Annotated in this window: 20 protein-coding genes; all 20 read left to right on the top strand. The window is 35.3% G+C overall.

The window, feature by feature from the left end; translation table 11 throughout:
- The first annotated feature begins 190 nt into the window (after positions 1–190).
- The 20 genes from DEU39_RS06610 (at position 191) to DEU39_RS06515 (ending at position 17,961) form a co-directional block, all read left to right on the top strand.
- Positions 191–1,549, top strand: a complete 1,359-nt coding sequence (locus tag DEU39_RS06610) for a hemolysin family protein (RefSeq protein ID WP_062675002.1) — start codon at positions 191–193, stop codon at positions 1,547–1,549.
- Between the two features lie 10 nt (positions 1,550–1,559).
- Positions 1,560–1,865, top strand: a complete 306-nt coding sequence (locus tag DEU39_RS06605; protein ID WP_099049883.1) for an ATP-dependent Clp protease adaptor ClpS — start codon at positions 1,560–1,562, stop codon at positions 1,863–1,865.
- Positions 1,866–2,074: 209 nt separating this feature from the next.
- A complete protein-coding gene (udk, locus tag DEU39_RS06600) occupies positions 2,075–2,689 on the top strand; it encodes a uridine kinase (protein WP_120231361.1) in 615 nt (204 codons plus the stop codon).
- Positions 2,690–2,692: 3 nt separating this feature from the next.
- Entirely contained in the window at positions 2,693–3,049 is a 357-nt protein-coding gene (locus tag DEU39_RS06595) for an FtsB family cell division protein (protein ID WP_002979124.1), read from the top strand.
- 104 nt (positions 3,050–3,153) lie between these two features.
- Positions 3,154–4,317 carry a methylmalonyl-CoA mutase family protein gene (locus DEU39_RS06590; protein WP_120231360.1) on the top strand — a complete coding sequence of 388 codons (1,164 nt, stop codon included), beginning with the start codon at positions 3,154–3,156 and terminating at the stop codon, positions 4,315–4,317.
- Positions 4,318–4,332: 15 nt separating this feature from the next.
- Positions 4,333–4,782, top strand: a complete 450-nt coding sequence (locus DEU39_RS06585) for a hypothetical protein (protein ID WP_120231359.1) — start codon at positions 4,333–4,335, stop codon at positions 4,780–4,782.
- A gap of 9 nt (positions 4,783–4,791) precedes the next feature.
- Entirely contained in the window at positions 4,792–5,232 is a 441-nt protein-coding gene (locus DEU39_RS06580; RefSeq protein WP_120231358.1) for a DinB family protein, read from the top strand.
- A 144-nt stretch (positions 5,233–5,376) separates the two neighbouring features.
- Positions 5,377–6,537, top strand: a complete 1,161-nt coding sequence (locus DEU39_RS06575) for a class I SAM-dependent methyltransferase (protein WP_228436677.1) — start codon at positions 5,377–5,379, stop codon at positions 6,535–6,537.
- Between the two features lie 137 nt (positions 6,538–6,674).
- Positions 6,675–6,947, top strand: a complete 273-nt coding sequence (locus tag DEU39_RS06570) for a hypothetical protein (protein WP_120231357.1) — start codon at positions 6,675–6,677, stop codon at positions 6,945–6,947.
- A gap of 158 nt (positions 6,948–7,105) precedes the next feature.
- Positions 7,106–8,485, top strand: coding sequence for a dipeptidase (locus DEU39_RS06565; RefSeq protein ID WP_120231356.1), 1,380 nt, complete (start codon positions 7,106–7,108; stop codon positions 8,483–8,485).
- 200 nt (positions 8,486–8,685) lie between these two features.
- The gene (locus DEU39_RS06560; RefSeq protein WP_120231355.1) at positions 8,686–9,606 is read left to right on the top strand and encodes a T9SS type A sorting domain-containing protein; all 921 of its coding nucleotides are present in this window, start codon (positions 8,686–8,688) and stop codon (positions 9,604–9,606) included.
- Positions 9,607–9,817: 211 nt separating this feature from the next.
- Positions 9,818–10,741 (top strand): T9SS type A sorting domain-containing protein, encoded by a 924-nt coding sequence (locus tag DEU39_RS06555; RefSeq protein WP_062674989.1) that lies wholly within the window; start codon positions 9,818–9,820, stop codon positions 10,739–10,741.
- Between the two features lie 79 nt (positions 10,742–10,820).
- A complete protein-coding gene (locus DEU39_RS06550; protein WP_120231354.1) occupies positions 10,821–11,528 on the top strand; it encodes an SDR family oxidoreductase in 708 nt (235 codons plus the stop codon).
- A 150-nt stretch (positions 11,529–11,678) separates the two neighbouring features.
- Positions 11,679–12,425: an electron transfer flavoprotein subunit beta/FixA family protein gene (locus tag DEU39_RS06545; protein ID WP_034697635.1), complete on the top strand. Its 747-nt coding sequence runs from the start codon at positions 11,679–11,681 to the stop codon at positions 12,423–12,425.
- Between the two features lie 40 nt (positions 12,426–12,465).
- Positions 12,466–13,413, top strand: coding sequence for an electron transfer flavoprotein subunit alpha/FixB family protein (locus DEU39_RS06540; protein ID WP_062674983.1), 948 nt, complete (start codon positions 12,466–12,468; stop codon positions 13,411–13,413).
- Between the two features lie 191 nt (positions 13,414–13,604).
- On the top strand, positions 13,605–14,204 hold the full coding sequence (locus DEU39_RS06535; RefSeq protein ID WP_062674981.1) for a bifunctional nuclease family protein: 600 nt from the start codon (positions 13,605–13,607) through the stop codon (positions 14,202–14,204).
- 22 nt (positions 14,205–14,226) lie between these two features.
- Complete coding sequence (locus DEU39_RS06530; protein WP_062674979.1) at positions 14,227–15,609, top strand: nucleoside permease; 1,383 nt, start codon at positions 14,227–14,229, stop codon at positions 15,607–15,609.
- Positions 15,610–15,907: 298 nt separating this feature from the next.
- On the top strand, positions 15,908–16,312 hold the full coding sequence (locus DEU39_RS06525; protein ID WP_062674976.1) for a hypothetical protein: 405 nt from the start codon (positions 15,908–15,910) through the stop codon (positions 16,310–16,312).
- A gap of 2 nt (positions 16,313–16,314) precedes the next feature.
- Positions 16,315–16,725, top strand: a complete 411-nt coding sequence (locus DEU39_RS06520) for a hypothetical protein (protein WP_062674975.1) — start codon at positions 16,315–16,317, stop codon at positions 16,723–16,725.
- A gap of 57 nt (positions 16,726–16,782) precedes the next feature.
- On the top strand, positions 16,783–17,961 hold the full coding sequence (locus tag DEU39_RS06515; RefSeq protein WP_120231353.1) for an acetyl-CoA C-acyltransferase: 1,179 nt from the start codon (positions 16,783–16,785) through the stop codon (positions 17,959–17,961).
- Positions 17,962–18,233: the final 272 nt, after the last annotated feature.

Below are 18,233 nucleotides of genomic sequence, written 5' to 3'. Positions count from 1 at the left end.
TTCAAAAATCCCATTTTTATCGGAAAATGAGTAGCTGTTTCAATTATTTTTTTTATTTAAAAATAGCTGTATTATATCAAGCCATATTTTCTTAAGAAAATTCCTTCATCGAAATAATCAATCCCAGATTCAGGCAGGTTATTTTTATTTTACATATCTTTGTAGCTAATAAAATTTATACAACCTCTAAATGGACTCGGACATAGTCAGGCTTTTGCTGGCCTTATTTCTTGTTTTACTAAATGGCTTCTTCGTAGCCGCAGAATTTTCAATTGTTAAAGTTCGTTATTCACAAATTCAGTTAAAAGCTGCAGAAGGAAACTCTATGGCTAAGCAGGCAGAACATATCATCAAACATCTTGATGAATATCTTTCCGCTACACAATTAGGAATTACATTGGCATCCCTTGCCCTTGGTTGGGTAGGAGAAAGTGCCCTGCATCATATTGTCGAAAATATTTTCACGTCTTTAAGCATTAATCTTACTCAGACAACCATTACTACCATTTCGGTAGTGACAAGTTTTGTATTGATTACCATCATGCATATTGTGTTTGGTGAGCTTATACCAAAATCAATCGCTATCAGAAAATCTGAATCAACGACAATGGCAACAGCAGTTCCGTTGAGAGTTTTCTATACGATTTTTAAACCGTTTATCTGGTTAATGAACTCCATGTCAAATGGTTTCTTAAGACTCGTAAAAATTCATCCCGCTTCCGAACAGGAAATTCACTCTACGGAAGAACTTCAGCTTCTGGTAAAACAAAGTGCAGACAGTGGTGAGATTGAAGAAGAGAACTATGAGATCATTAAAAATGCATTTGATTTTACAGATCACTCTGCCAAGCAGATCATGGTTCCAAGACAGAATATTACTTCCATAGACTTTGAGGAAGATGTCAATGATATTATCAACAAAATAATGGACAGCGGTTACTCACGAATTCCCGTTTATATTGATTCCATTGACAATGTGATCGGAATTTTCTACACAAAAGAAATTATAAGAGAATTTGTGAAGAGAAAAGGGGATCTGGATCATGAAGACCTTAAAGATTTAATGCGTGATGCCTTCTTCGTGGTGGAAAGTAAAAAAGTTTCAGACTTACTGAAGACTTTCCAGCTTAAAAAACAACATATTGCTATTGTTATCGACGAATTTGGTGGAACAGAAGGAATTATTACACTCGAAGATATTCTGGAAGAACTTGTGGGAGAAATTCAGGATGAAGAAGATGATGAAGAAAAAATTGTTGATAAAATAGCGGACAATACCTATTGGGTACAGGCTACTCAGCCTTTGGACGAAATCAACGAATTCCTTCCTAAAAAACTTCCTCTTTCCGAAGAAAGCGAGTACAACTCACTAGCAGGATTTATTCTTTATGAGCTTGAAGAAATTCCTGAAGAAAACCAGGAGTTTGATCTTGAAGATTATCACTTCAAAATTCTTAAAATGAATAACAAGAGTGTGGAACTTGTGGAACTGATTTATCAGGAACCTAATGCTATAGATAATCTGGCAGACAAAATAGGAGAAGTTTAAAAGAATGAGAATGAATTTTTATAACAGCATAAAAGATTACGAAAACCCGAAACGTCAGTACGAAGAAGAAGTTCTCGTTTTAGATGATACGGATGAAGTTTATAAACTGGTACTGCATAACGATGATATTCATACTTTTGATTATGTAATAGACTGTCTGATCGAAATATGCAAACATACCCTGGAACAGGCTGAACAATGTACAATCCTTGTTCATTATAAAGGCAAGTGTACCGTAAAAACCGGCTCAATGGACGTTTTGAAGCCTATGCACGAAAAATTAATTTCGCGTGAATTAACAAGCGAAATCGTATAAAATAAAATCCGACAAAGTAATTGTCGGATTTTTTTATTAAATCAAGAGCGTAAATTTGAGTAATAACAATAAATCATAAAGACTGACAGCTTTCCCGAAAATATTTTAATATTTAAATGCTTTAATCTTTTAAATTCTCAATACTCTTACATTGTCACATTTTATCTAAAATAGTATATTTGTACCAACTATAAAGAAACAAAAAAACAATGCTTGTAATAGGAATTGCCGGTGGTACAGGATCCGGCAAAACTACAGTTGTTGATAAGATACTTCAGCAGCTTGATATTGAGGGAATGAATATCCTCTCTCAGGATAATTATTATCACGACAACCAGGGTCTTACATTAACGGAAAGAGAAGCTCTAAACTATGACCATCCGAAATCTATAGACTTTGACTTACTGATAAAACATGTAAAAGCTTTAAAAAATAATGAGTCTATTGAACAGCCGATTTATAGCTTTGTTACCCATTCCCGAACAGGAGATCATGTCACTGTAGAACCTAAAAACGTATTGGTAGTAGAAGGAATTCTTGTTTTAACCAACAAAGAATTGCTGAAAGAATTTGATCTGAAGGTATTTGTTCATGCAGATTCTGACGAAAGGCTTATCAGGAGGATCAGAAGAGATACCCAGGAAAGGGGAAGAGATCTGAGCGAAGTATTGCACCGTTATCAGACCACATTGAAACCAATGCACCAGGAATTCATCGAGCCGTCTAAAAATGAAGCCGATCTTATTATTCCCAATATGAAACAGAATTCCGTAGCCATTGATTTTTTAACTACTGTTATTAAAAACTCGTTGAAAAAACATTAAAAAATGGAAGAAAACAACCTTATCAAAGACATTCAGCCGAAATCTGAAACATTCAAACTTATCCAGAAATATGTTTTGAACAAGTATACCATTACGATCTGTCTGTTTTTGGTATGGATGATTTTTTTCGATAAAACTTCATTTCTTGTTATTAATGAACTGAATGGTGAGATTCATAAATATGAAGAGCAACTGGATTACTATAAGAAAGAGTACGAAAAAAATGATGCTTTTTATAAGAAACTGATGAACAACAAGTCAGAAAAAGAAAAATACGCAAGAGAAAATTATTTTATGAAAAAACCGAATGAAGAAATTTTCATTTTGGTGGTAGACAGCACAAAAGTGGCTAAAAAGTAATAAAAGTTGAATAGAATTACGTTAATGATGAAATTAATTTTTAGTTTTTAAAAATTCACTTGCAAAGCAAAATTCACCATTAACAATTCACAAATAAAAAACTAATGTCAAATACAGATATACTTTCAAACTGGGAAAACCTGGTCAAAAAACAACTTAAAACAGAGGATATTTATCCCGTTTTAGAAAAACAGAATCTGGAAGGAATAGAAGTGAAGCCTTTTTATACTGAAGTTCAGAAGCCTTTGGTAAACCTGCCAAGAGTTGAAGAAAGTACCCATCTGGTTGCAAGATACCACGAAAGTCTGGAAGAAGAAGTATTTGCATTTATGCTGGATCAGAATGTAGAAAATCTGGATCAGAAAACCATTTTTGTGAATAATAAAGATCTTGCAGGTCATATCAGTCCTAAAGAAGAAGACCAGTATTTTTCACTGATTGATGTTTTTAATGAAAAAGAAGGAAGTATTGATGATCAGCTGGTAAAAGAATTACTTTCAAAAGATTTTAAAAGAAATATCTGCGTAGATATCTCACTGCATCAGAATGCCGGAGCTGCCATCTATCAACAGCTTGCAATTGCCCTTGCAAAAGCTAAGGAATTAGCAGAAGTTTATGGAGCTGAAATTTTAAATAAACTGATTTTCAGAATAGCTGTTGGAGGAAGTTATTTCTTTGAAATGGCTAAGCTGAGAGCTTTTAAGATTATTTTTAACCAGCTTTCAAAAGAATACGGACTGGATGAAGTTCCTTATATCTTTGCTGAAACTTCGTTACGAAATAAAGCCGTTTCAGATAATGAAAATAACCTGATCCGTTCTACGTTGGAGCTTGCTTCTGCCATGATTGGCGGAGCAGACGCTGTTTTCTCAAACAATTATCTTGTAGACAGAAGTACGGATAACTCGGAAGAAATTTCTTTCAAACAACAGATAGTTCTGGCGTATGAAAGTATCATCAATGTATTTGAAGATGCTTCTAACGGAAGTTATTATATTGAAGATATCACCCGGCAGTTCGCAGAAAAAGCATGGACTTTATTTGTTGAGATTGAAGAAGCAGGAGGATATCTTGAGCTGTTGAAACAGGGAGTTATTCAGAAAAAAATCTATGATCATGCGATTGAAGAGCAGCAATGGATTGAAGAAGGGAAAATAAAGCTGATCGGAGTGAATCTGTACCCTAAATTAGACGTTAAAAAGTCTATCACGGATCTTTACAGCGAAAAAGAAATAAAAGCTGTCCGCTGGGCTGAAATGTTTGAATAGAACATCCATAACATCATGAAAAAAAGTTTCCTAATTTTCCTTTTATTGTTTTTCGGATTATGTTTTTCTCAAACTGAGAAAGATTTGTATGGAAGATGGGTAGGAACAGATGCGGGGAGCGCTGGCTCATTTACATTTTTTTCAGACGGTTTTGTAAAAGTAGAACTTGATGGATTGAATATTGACGGTAGAAATCATATAATTCCTGACGGACCCAATAAAGGTAAAGTTGCACAGGTAAAATATGCTGCGGATTTTTCAAAAAAAATTATAAAATTTAGTTTAATTGCATCGTACAATGATTTTAATAATAAACTTGAAGAAAGTAAATTTTTAAACGGACTTATTAAATTTGTTAATGAGAATGAATTTCTAATATTTTTCGACTTTGAAAATAAAAACCCTACAGATATTGATATTACATCTCCAAATGTGTTGACGCTATATAAAGAAAAAAGCTTATAGTTTTTAGTAATGAAAGAAAAACTGATAGATTTATTTGAATACACCTATCATTTCAATATTGAGATGATTAAAGTAATCTCTGAAAACAGAGGACTTGTAGATGATAAAACAATCAATCTCATTAATCATACTCTTAATGCACAACAGATCTGGAATGCCCGGATATTGGGGGAGAAAACCTTTGAAGTATGGCAGATCAATCCCTTTGAATCTTTGGTAGAAACCAATCACAAGAACTTTCTTAAAAGCATTGATATTATTAACAATTTTGATGTGGACACAAAGATAGAATATCAGAATTCAAGAGGAACAAAGTTTGAAAATACCATTTTTGAAATGCTTTTTCATGCAGTAAATCATTCTACCTATCATAGAGGGCAAATCAATTCTTTGCTTAAACAGAAAGGTATAACACCGGTATTGACTGACTATATTTTTTATAAAAGATAATTTTAAGATAGTGATACTTTGACTCCGTTTAGTATGACACGGTTAATTATACTGTCTTAATCTCTCAATAGTAAATTAGGCATTTAGCATTAGCATTGTCATGCTGAGCAGAGTCGAAGCATTTTAAACACATGAATATAAGAAGTGGCAGAATCTGTGGGAAATAAACTGTTAAACAAAGACGTTCAAAACTATATCAATGCAAATCTAAAAACAGATCTGCACTCATTATTACTAAAAAAATCCCCTTTTCATGAGGTTTCCATGCATGAAATTGTACAACAGATCAAAGGAAAACAGGTGGCAGAGAGAAAATTTCCGTTTCTCTTAAAAGAGGGTATTCTCTTCCCACCACAGCTTAATCTTGAACAGTCTTCATCAGAAAAAACAGCGCTTTATAAATCAGGATTTCTAAAAGGAAATAAATTCATTGACCTTACAAGCGGTTTTGGGATTGATGCCTTTTATCTGTCTCAAAATTTTGAGAATGTCACTTTAATAGAGCAGAATACAGAGCTTTTAGAGATTGTTGAAAATAACTGGGGCATTTTACATCGTAAGGCGAAATTTATCAATCTTAAGCTTGAAGATTTTCTGAATGAGAATCAGGAACACTTTGATGTCATTTATCTTGACCCAGCCAGAAGGGATGAGCAAAAAAACAAAGTTTTTCTTTTAGAAGATCTGTCTCCTGATATTCTTGAAATTCAGGAAAAGTTATGTTCAATATCCGATCTTGTGGTGATAAAGCTTTCCCCGTTGATTGATCTTAAATACCTTGTTTCAGTATTGCCGGATATTTCAAGAATGGATATTATTGCTCTGAAAAATGACGTGAAAGAGGTTGTCGTATTTCTTTCTAACGAAAATAGGGATAAGATCATCTGTAATTGTGTGAACCTTGAAAGCAATGAATCTGTCTTTAGCTTTACTTTTGGGGAAGAAGAAACTGCGCAATCCGAATATTCTGAACCTGAAAGATACATTTACATCCCCAATCATTCCATTCTGAAGGCTGGAGTCTTTAATCTGATCTCTCAGAAATTCGGGTTAAAAAAGCTTCATCCCAACAGCCATCTTTACACTTCCAGCGAAAGAATTGAAAACTTCCCCGGAAGAATTTTAGAAATGGAATCTGTTGATTCTAAAAGCATTAAAAAGAAAGAACAGTTCAATATTATTACAAAAAATTACCCTCTAAAACCTGAAGAAATTAAAAAGAAATATGGTTTAAAAGACGGAGGGGACCGGTATCTTATTTTTACCCAATCCAAAAAAGGGAAAATAATATTAAAATCAGTATAAAAATGTTGCCGAAAAAAGCAGGATTTCTTACTTTTGGGCAATCAAAAATTGAAGCATGAAATCGTTTGCTGTTTGGAGATCAAATAAGTTAAAATAGTGCGGTTTCATTTTACCTTTTAAAAAAAATAATTTTACATATGAAAAAATTAGTTATATGTTTAGCGATTGCAACGGTAGCGGTAAGCTGTAAGAAAGTTCCACAAGGAGGAAACAGAGGTACTTTGAAACTTGAAGAAGGAGTAGAAAGATATTCTGACGACCCTCAGGGAGAAGCTCACGGACATGAAGCCGGAGCTGCAGAACATAAAGAAGAGGCTCATGCAACACCAGAAGCAGATGCTCCAAAAGCTGACAGTACTGCGGCTGCAAAACCTGCTGAAGCTGATAAAGCGCCAAAAGCTGAACACTAATTAGAAGTACAAAATATATAAGTGCCCTGTTTCTGCAGGGCATTTTTTTATTAAAAAAGAGGACTATAAGGTTCATTAACACGAGGTTGGGAAAATCCTTTCTTTTTGTTTGTTCCTGCCGGGCATTTTTTTTAATTTTAACAAAATAAATTTTTACAATGCAAGAGACATTAAATTACATTAACGAAAACAAACAGCGTTTCGTGGATGAATTATTTGAGTTATTGAGAATTCCTTCTATTTCTGCAGATCCGGCGTATAAAGATGACGTTTTGAAATGTGCAGATGTAGTGGCAGCACACCTTAAAAATGCAGGCGCTGATAATGTGGAAGTTTGCAACACAAAAGGATATCCAATTGTTTTCGGGGAAAAGATTTTAGATAAAAATTTACCTACAGTTTTGGTATACGGACACTATGATGTTCAGCCGGCAGATCCATTGGAATTATGGACAAAGCCACCTTTTGAGCCTTATATTGAAAAAACTGAATTACACCCTGAAGGAGCTATCTTCGCAAGAGGTTCTGCTGATGATAAAGGACAGTTCTTCATGCATTTGAAAGCCTTTGAAGCGATGATGAAGACCAATGCTCTTCCTTGCAATGTTAAATTTATCTTAGAAGGAGAAGAAGAAGTAGGATCAGTAAGCTTAGGCGACTGGGTCAATGAAAATAAAGAGAAATTAGCTTGTGACTGTATCTTAATTTCCGATACTCACATTTATAGTAACGAACAGCCGACTGTAACAACAGGTTTAAGAGGTTTAAGCTACGTAGAAGTAGAAGTGGAAGGCCCGAACAGAGACTTACACTCAGGCCTTTACGGCGGAGCAGTTCCGAACCCTATCCACGTTCTTTCAAGAATGATCGCGAATCTGATTGATGAAAACGGGCATATCACCATTGACGGATTCTACGACAATGTTGAAACTGTTTCAGATGCGGAAAGAGCTGAAATGAACAAATTGAAAGACAATCCGGAAGAATTCAAAAAATCAATCGGATTGGGTAATATCGAAGGGGAAAAAGGATATACAACTTTAGAAAGAACATCTATTCGTCCTACTTTAGACTGCAACGGAATCTGGGGCGGCTATACAGGAGAAGGAGCAAAAACAGTAATTCCTTCAAAAGCTTTTGCTAAAATTTCAATGCGTTTGGTACCTTATCAGACACCACAGGAAATTACGGAGAAGTTTACAAAATATTTTGAAAAGATTGCTCCGGATACAGTAAAAGTTAAAGTTACTCCTCACCACGGAGGTATGCCTTACGTTTTACCAACAGATACCAAAGAATTTGCGGCAGCAAAACAGGCGATGGAATCAGCATTCGGAAAAGAAGTTCTTCCTTACAGAGGAGGAGGAAGTATTCCGATTACAGCAATGTTTGAGCAGGTTTTAGGAGCTAAGTCTGTATTGATGGGCTTTGGGTTGGATTCTGATGCGATTCATTCTCCAAACGAACATTACGGACTGTTCAATTTCTATAAAGGGATTGAAAGTATTCCGTTGTTCTTTGAGAATTATTCAAAATAATTAATCGAAAACACGATATGATAAGGTATTTCTGTAAAGAAATACCTTATTTTTTTGCTCTTTTATCAATTGTTAGCGAAGTATTTTCAAGGTTTTGAAAATTAAATTCACTGAAAATAAATGGGTTAATTTTTTATTTGCAATAAGTTATTTCACTATTCATTGAAAGTTTATATTTTTAATACAAAACTTGATTTGCTATGAAAAAATACTACTCAATTGCATTTTTGCTATCATCATTCTGTGTTTTCGCCCAACAAGCCATATCCTTTGAACCTATTGAGGGGTTCAACGTTGGAGATGTCAATGGACAGGCAGGCTGGATCAGTACTCCCACAGGAGGTGTACCGGAAAATGTTACCCATCAAACTATCAGTTTAGATAAAGCAAGTGATGGAAGCCGTTCTCTGAGAATTGTTAAAGAAAATACGTATGGAACGCAGGCTGAGCCAATCATCGGAGGTTTTTATAATCTGTTCGTTCCCCTTGCTCACAATAATTTTTCTGTATCATTCGATATCAATATGTCACAACTCAACGGGTCTGATTTTGGTTTTCAGGCTGTAAACAGTATTGATGACCAGTTTGTCGTAAGGGTAGATTTTGGAAAAACCGGGTCAGTAAAGATCCTGGATATGTTATCTGGTATACAGAACCTTATTGTTGCACCTTCCATCTGGCTGTCAAATACCTGGTATCGGTTAAAAGTAGTGGGAAGCGCTACGGATGTCCGGTATTATCTTAATGATTTGCTGATCTATACGGGTGTAGCAGCAAGTTCATTGAATATAAACCAGCTTCGCTTTGTTCATAATAATTCTTTGGGGTCAGCTTATATTGATCATATTAAAATTAATAGCGAGCTGGGAACAATGGGTGTTCAGGATTCCAATGCAAATATTAAAAAAATATCTCTTTATCCTAATCCTGCAACGGATTTCATCCATATTAATGCTGCTGCCAAAGTAAAAAATATAGAACTCTACGACGAAACTGGTAAGCTGATAAAGACTGAAATAAACCATAATAAAATAGAGGTAAAAGGCTTACCCAAAGGAATATATATGGTTAATATAAAAACTGAAGAAAGAAATTTTACTGAAAAAGTGATCATCAGATAAATTATTTCATACCTCTGAAAACATGTGCTCTTTTTAGCGTTTTAGTGTATTTGTGGATGATTTTTCGGAATTATTGTTTGTTCTTGGATTTAATATCTTTATTATTTTTAGTTAAAAATATTATGTTAATTTTGTAATATGTGTAAAATATTCATATATTTTGCTTTTTAGATTTAAAACGTATATATTTGCTTGAAACTAAAAAAATATCATGAAGAAACTTTACATTTTCGCAATTTCGTTGATCTCGATATCATCTTTTGCTCAACAAACTATTTCTTTTGAAGCCAGTGAGGGATATACTGCAGGAAACATTAACGGGCAGCAGGGCTGGGTTACTACTAATAATGGAGCTACACCGCCAGTATATCTGACAAGTCAATTGGTATCCGCTGAAATGGCAAGCCAGGGGTCAAACAGTTTTAAAATAACAACAGACGCAGCTTACGGACCACAGCAGAGTCCTGTAATGGGTGGTTTCTATACCTTCACTACACCATTAACATACAATAGCTTTACCCAATCATTTGATGTGAGACTTACCCAAAAAAGTACATCAAGTTCAGATTTCGTTTTTAGAACAGTAAATACCGTAGGGACAGGAGGAATTGTTACTTATATTGATTTTTCTTATGATGGAAGCATTCTGATTGCAACAGCGGGTTCAAATAATTTAGTCGATACCAATCAAACCTGGAATGCCAATACATGGTACAGGGTAAAAATAGTTTCTACGGCTACAGGAATCCAATATTACCTGAATGATGCTCTAATTTATACAGGACAGCCATTCAGTAATAACAATATTAACAGAATGGATTTTGTACATGATAATTATGGAGGTTCTGCCTATATCGATAATATCAAAATTAATAATGAAGCAGCCTTGTCTACAAAAGACGCCGTTAAAAATGACGTAAAACTTTCTATTTATCCAAACCCGGCTACGGATGTTATAAAAATCACAACGCCTAACAAAATCAAACATGTTGAAGCATATGATATGTCTGGAAAGAGAGTGGATGTAACATTGAACGGAGATCAGGTAAATGTTAGAAATCTGTCTGCCGGAGCTTATTTGCTGAATATAGAAACAGAAGGAAGAAACTTCACAGAGAAGTTCATCAAAAAATAATTACTGATAAATCTTAGGATCAGCAAAACGCTCCAATTGGAGCGTTTTTGTTATTTTAGAGAATTAAAATTTCAACCATATGTCAGATCATAAAACAGCTTATATAACAGGAGGAACCAAAGGAATAGGTTTCGGGATTGCAAAAATTTTACTGGAAAATGGCATTTCTGTGGCATTTTCAGGAAGAAAAAGAGAAGATGTAATGAGGGCAGAAGAAGAACTTAAGCAATATTCAGAAAATGTTTTGGGGATTGTTTCTGATGTAAGAAGTCTGGAAAGCGAACAGGAAGCTGTAAAATATACCGTTGAAAAGTTCGGTAGACTGGATTATATTATTGCCAATGCAGGATTGGGTATTTTTAAGCCCATAGATGAACTAACGGCAGAGGAGTGGAATGATATGATAGAAACGAATCTTACAGGTGTTTTTTATACCTTAAAAGCCTCTGTGGAAGAACTTAAAAAGACAGAAGGGTACTATATTACCATTTCCAGTCTTGCTGGAGCGAATTTCTTTGAAAATGGTACAGGATACAACGCTTCAAAATTTGGAGTGGTAGGTTTCACACAGGCTGCAATGATCGATTTAAGAAAATACAATATTAAATCTACGGTGATCATGCCAGGGTCTGTGGCCACTCATTTTAACGGAAATATTCCGTCTGAAAAGGACAGTTGGAAGATCCAGCCCGAAGATATGGGGAATCTTATATTGGATATTTTAAAGATGAATCCAAGAGTTTTGCCAAGTAAAATAGAGTTTAGGGCAACGAAACCAGCTAAGTAACTACATCTAATGTATTGAATAATAATTTAATAAGTATTATGCATGCATAATATATTTTTTATTTATATTAGCAAAAATTAATTCAAACAAAATCTCTGCATAAACTGTCATGATTTTATGCGCCAAAAGGGAAAAAATAAAATAGTACACATGAAAATATTAGTTTGTATTAGTAGTGTTCCGGATACTACTTCCAAAATTAACTTTACAGCAGACAAATCTGCTTTCGACAAAAACGGAATTCAGTGGGTAATTAATCCTCTAGACGAATTTGCGTTGACAAAAGCGGTTAAACTTCAGGAATCTCAGGGAGCAACAGTAACAGTAATCAACGTAGGTGATGCTGCTACAGAACCTGTAATCAGAAAAGCTTTGGCAATTGGTGCTAACGATGCAGTAAGAGTAAATCTTGATCCAAAAGACAGCTATTCTACAGCAAAAGAAATTGCAGCTGTAGCTCAAAACGGAGGATATGATCTTATCCTTTGCGGAAAAGAATCTATCGATTATAACGGAGGTTCGGTTCCTGGAATGGTAGCTCAGTTATTAAACCAACCTTTCGTAAACGCTTCAGTAGGATTAGACGTTAACGGAAGCGAAGCTACTGCAGTAAGAGAAATTGAAGGAGGAAAAGAAACTATTTCTGTAAAATTACCGGCAATTATTGCAGGTCAGAAAGGATTAGTAGATGAGAAAGATCTTATCATCCCGAATATGAGAGGAATTATGTCTGCAAGAACAAAACCTTTGCAGGTAGTAGAACCTTCTTCTTCAGAAGTAAAAGTTCAGGGAGTATCTTATGACAGCGTTCCGCCAAGAGCTGCTGTGAAAATGGTTTCTCCGGATAACCTTGATGAATTGGTAAGATTACTTCACGAAGAAGCTAAAGTAATCTAATCTTTAAATTTTTCAATCTTTAAATTTTAAATGTAAAACAATGGCAGTATTCGTATACGCAGAAAATATAAACGGAGTTTACAAAAAAGCAGCTTTTGAAGCAGTTTCTTATGCTAAAGCTATCGCTGATAAAGCAGGAGATACCGTTACGGCAATCTCTGTAAACCCAACAGATTCTTCAGATTTATTGTACAAATATGGAGCATCAAACGTAATCAATATCAAAGACGAAGGTCTTAAAAATTTCTCAGCAAAAGCTTTTGCACAGGCTGTAAGTGAAGTAGCAGACGGAAATATTATCGTTTTCCCTCACACTACTGACGCTTCTTCCATTGCTCCTATGCTTGCGGTAATGAAGAACTATTCTTTAATTACCAATGCATTGGAAGCTCCTGAAAGCCTTTCTCCTTTCCAGGTAAAAAGAAGAGCATTCTCAGGAAAAGGTTTCATGCATGCAAAAGCAGAAGGGAACGGAGTAATCGTTACTGTTTCTCAAAACGCTTTCGGTGTTAAAGAAAATGCAGTATCAGGTTCAGAAGAAGTGAAAAACTTATCGGTAGCGAATGAAGATACTAAAGTGATCTCTCACGAGCAGAGCTCAGGTAAATTAGACCTTAAAGAAGCTGAAATTGTTGTTTCTGCAGGTAGAGGGATGAAAGGACCTGAAAACTGGGGAATGATCGAAGATTTGGCAAACGTTTTAGGAGCAGCTACAGCATGTTCTAAACCAGTTTCTGATATCGGATGGAGACCTCACACAGAACACGTAGGACAAACAGGTAAAGCAATTTCTCCGAATCTTTACATTGCTGTAGGGATTTCAGGAGCGATTCAGCACCTTGCAGGGGTTAACTCTTCAAAAACTATCGTAGTAATTAACAGTGATCCTGAAGCACCGTTCTTCAAGTCTGCTGACTACGGAGTAGTAGGAGATGCTTTCCAGATTATTCCTGCACTAACAGAGAAAATTAAAGCAATTAAAGGATAAGAAAGTGAATTGTGAATAGTCAATTCTCGCTTTGCTCGTCGATTTTTAATTAAATAAATCACTTGCGAAACAAAATTCACTATTGACGTTTGACAATCATCAACTATACAGATAAAAGCTCGGCTTTCCGGGCTTTTATTTTTGCGTAAAAAAGTGAAAACACAATAAAAAATTAATCTATATTTGTAGCTATGGATTATAAGCAGCTAATTATTCGCGGAATATCGTACAGCCAGACCCAGTCGGGGGCTTATGCATTGTTATTGGAACATGAAGAAACACACATAAAATTACCTGTTGTTATAGGAAATTTCGAAGCCCAGTCTATCTCTCTCGGATTGGAAAAAGATATTCATCCACCGCGTCCTCTTACTCATGATTTATTTACAAAATTTATAGTTTCTGCCAATTATGAGTTAATTTCTGTCATCATCTATCAGATTGTAGACGGAGTTTTCTTTTCAAATATTAACTTTAAAAATAAAGTAACAGAAGAAGAACTGATCCTAGATGCCAGAACTTCAGATGCTGTTGCCATGGCCGTAAGATTTGATGCGCCAATATTTACAACGCAGCAGGTTTTAAACGAAGCAGGAATTTTACTGGAACTGGAAGACGTTTCAAAAGAAGAACAATCATTCTCAGAAACTGTACAGACAGAAGATAACTTAAAATCTCTTTCTATGGAAGAGCTTCAGAAACTATTGGATGAAGCCGTTAAAGAAGAAGACTATGATACCGCTCTTGAAATCCAGGAAGAAATCAAGAGGAGGAAAAAGAAAATTGATTAAAGAGATACTTTTTATATAAACTATGAATTTAAAATTACGACTGACCATCCTCAGTTTTCTCCAATTTTTTGTTTGGGGAGCGTGGCTGATTACGATGGCAAACTTCTGGTTTGGCACAAAACATTGGGATGGAACTCAGTTTGGAGCTGTGTTCGGAACAATGGGAATTGCTTCTATCTTTATGCCAACCATTACTGGAATTATCGCTGACCGCTGGGTAAATGCGGAGCGTATATTTTCAGTATTACACATTCTTTATGGGGTTATTCTTTTTATACTGCCTCATTCTGCAGATCCGAATTCCTTCTTTTCGGTAATGCTTGTGGCCATGTGTTTCTACATGCCTACCATCGCATTGGCCAATTCAATTTCTTATACAATCCTGAAAAATAACAATCTGGATGTAGTGAAAGACTTTCCACCGATTCGTGTGTGGGGAACTATTGGTTTTATTGTTGCCATGTGGATCACCAACCTTAGTGGAAATAAAGCAACAGAAGGTCAGTTTTATATCGGAGGTGTTGTAGCCATTTTCTTAGGCATTTATGCCCTTACACTTCCAAAATGTCCACCTCAAAAACTGATTGACAAAAATTCGCCGTTATCCGAGCAATTAGGCTTAAATGCATTTAAGCTTTTTGGAAACTATAAAATGGCATTATTCTTTATGTTTTCAATGCTTTTGGGAGCTGCTCTTCAGCTTACCAATGCCTATGGTGACGTATTTTTAAGTGAATTTGCTAATTTCCCTAAATATGCAGACTCATTCGTAGTACAGAGATCTACCATTATCATGTCAATTTCTCAGGTTTCAGAAACACTGTTTATTTTGGCAATTCCTTTCTTCCTGAAGAAATTTGGAATTAAAAAAGTAATGCTGATGTCTATGCTGGCCTGGGTGTTAAGATTCGGATTCTTTGCTTATGGTGTTCCGGACGGATTTGGACTTTCATTAATCATTCTTTCATGTATTGTGTACGGAATGGCTTTCGATTTCTTTAATATCTCAGGATCCCTTTTCGTGGAAACAACTACTGATAAAAAGATACGTTCTTCGGCTCAGGGATTATTTATGATGATGACCAACGGTTTTGGAGCGGTTTTCGGAAGTTATGCCGCAGGATGGGCTATTGATAAGTTCTTTACCCACAAGTTTTCTACGGCTTCAGATCTTTCTGCTTACCTGCAGACAACCCCTGATAATCCTACTTTCCTGAACATTTTAAAGAAAAGCTTCAATGCAGCTGTCAATTCAGATGGAACCCTTTCCTCTGTGGTGATGGTAAAAGACTGGCAGCAGATATGGCTTTCTTTTGCAATTTATGCGTTAATACTGGCGGTTTTCTTTGCCGTACTGTTTAAACATAAACATAACCCGGAAGATGTTTCATCAGTGAAACACTAATTGAAACTTATATTTACTAAGATATTAAATTGCATTTTTGAAAAAAAATGCAATTTTTTTATTTTCAGATATCCTTTTATGCGATAAAGCTTTGCAGAAGAAAAATATGGAGTTCTATCGTGATATAAACTGCAAGTGGTTATTTTTAATTTGATAATAAATTTTGTTTTTATTTGTAAAATAGTTAAAAATACTGAATTTTTTTTGTAGCTAACAAGTGTTCGGGAACGGAATTTCTATTTTTAAAACACCCTATTTAAAAGTGTGTTTTTTTTTGTATTTTGGCACTTTAGTAAATATGAAAAATATTCAGTTATTAGGATTACTGTTAGTAATTATAGGTAGTTTTCTACCCTTGGTACATGTGCCTGTAATAGGGAACTGGAACTATTGGAAGCTTGATCATTATCTGGCTATAGCATGCTGGATTTTTTCTGCTTGTGCTGTTTTTGGAATTGTAAATAACAGTTCCAAAATAGTAAGGTTTTTTGGTATTCTGCTTATTCTTTTATTCGGATTTACCCTGGTTGCTGTAAAAATGCAGTCGCTGCAATATTTTAGTTTTTTACCATTCAAATCCTGGCAGGAAACTTTTGCCGGAATTGTTAAACTGAAATGGGGTTGGGCTGTAGAATTTTTAGGCGCTTTTCTGATGGTTTTTGCAGGAGGAAATAAAAAAGTTAACAACAGAACACAAATATAAACATGAACTTCTTAACACTTTTTTCAGCAGGAATTTTGTTGACAGCAGCTACACAGATTCAAGCTCAGGCAACGGGACAGAAAAAACCGGATAATCCGCCTAAATGTACAAATATAAAAGAAGGAACGTTTGTAAGGCCCAATTACCCGGAAGCAATATGGTATATGACCATTAAAGATAATGTTCAAACCGAATATTTCAATAATGGAAAAGACTTTATCAAATCGACATTGGTTTTTGTGGATGACTGCAATTATAAAGCAATCGTATTGGAGAAATCCGATAAAAATGACCCCGCACAGATAGGAGATGTCTTCAATAATAAAATAGTAGCTACTCAGGATAATATTCTGAAAGTGAATACCAAAATTGAAGGAACTCAATTTGATATAGTATACGTAAAAGTAAAATAAATTCTAACTATAAAAACGGAATCCTTATTCCGTTTCAGCTAAATAAAAATTATATACATGAAAGAAGTATTCATTGTTTCCGCAGTAAGAACGCCTATGGGGAGTTTTATGGGAAGCTTATCAACAGTTCCGGCTACAAAACTGGGAGCAACTGCTGTAAAAGGAGCATTAGATAAAATCGGTTTAGATCCTAATCAGGTTCAGGAAATCTATATGGGAAATGTTCTTCAGGCAGGAGAAGGCCAGGCGCCGGCTCGTCAGGTTGCTTTAGGAGCAGGTCTTTCAATCAATACACCTTCTACTACAGTCAATAAAGTTTGTGCTTCAGGAATGAAGGCTGTAACAATGGCAGCTCAGGCTATTAAAGCTGGTGATGCAGAAGTAATTGTTGCAGGAGGTATGGAAAACATGTCTTTAGTTCCTCATTATTACAATGCAAGAGTGGCTACAAAGTTAGGCGATATCAAAATGCTTGACGGAATGGTACTTGACGGACTTACAGACGTGTACAACAAAGTACATATGGGAGTATGCGCAGAAAAATGTGCTACAGACTATAATATTACAAGAGAAGATCAGGATAACTTCGCTGTAGAATCTTACAAAAGGTCCGCAAAAGCTTGGAGCGAAGGTAAATTCAACGAAGAAATTGTACCGGTTTCTATTCCTCAGAGAAAAGGAGAGCCAGTAATCTTTGCGGAAGATGAAGAATACAAAGCAGTAAACTTCGATAGAATTTCAACACTTCCTACGGTATTCAAAAAAGAAGAAGGAACTGTAACAGCAGCAAACGCATCTACTCTGAACGATGGTGCTTCTGCGTTGGTCCTTGTTTCCAAAGAAAAAATGGAAGAACTTGGATTGAAGCCTCTAGCAAAAATCGTTTCTTATGCTGATGCAGCACAGGAGCCTGAAAACTTTACAACAGCTCCGGCAAAAGCTCTACCTATTGCTCTTAAAAAAGCAGGATTAGAAGTTTCAGATATCGATTTCTTCGAATTCAACGAAGCTTTCTCAGTAGTAGGATTAGCTAACAACAAAATCTTAGGATTAGATGCTGCTAAAGTAAACGTAAACGGAGGTGCTGTAGCATTAGGACACCCACTGGGAAGTTCAGGTTCAAGAATCATTGTTACATTGATCAACGTATTGAAGCAAAATAATGCGAAATACGGAGCTGCAGCTATCTGTAATGGTGGTGGCGGTGCTTCTGCAATTGTGATTGAAAACTTATAATTGAGACATACAATTTAAAATATACAAATCGGGGTACAAAGACCCCGATTTTTTGTTGCAGAATAGAATGATATTGTCTTCAATCATACATTCAGATTGATCATATGAACCGTCTGGCCTTTAAGGACACAGACGAAAGCATTGATTAATACCTTATCACCTTTAAAAAGTATAAAATAAGATTAAAACTTTGCTGAATTATTTCAATACCCTACAATTATTATTTTCAAAATAACATTAAAAACCGTAGAATATTCAGTAGTTTTTCTATT

Origin of the sequence: Chryseobacterium sp. AG363, assembly GCF_003610675.1 — a bacterium.
Classification (GTDB): Bacteria; Bacteroidota; Bacteroidia; order Flavobacteriales; family Weeksellaceae; genus Chryseobacterium; species Chryseobacterium cucumeris.
This window is presented reverse-complemented; position numbering and strand designations above follow the sequence as displayed.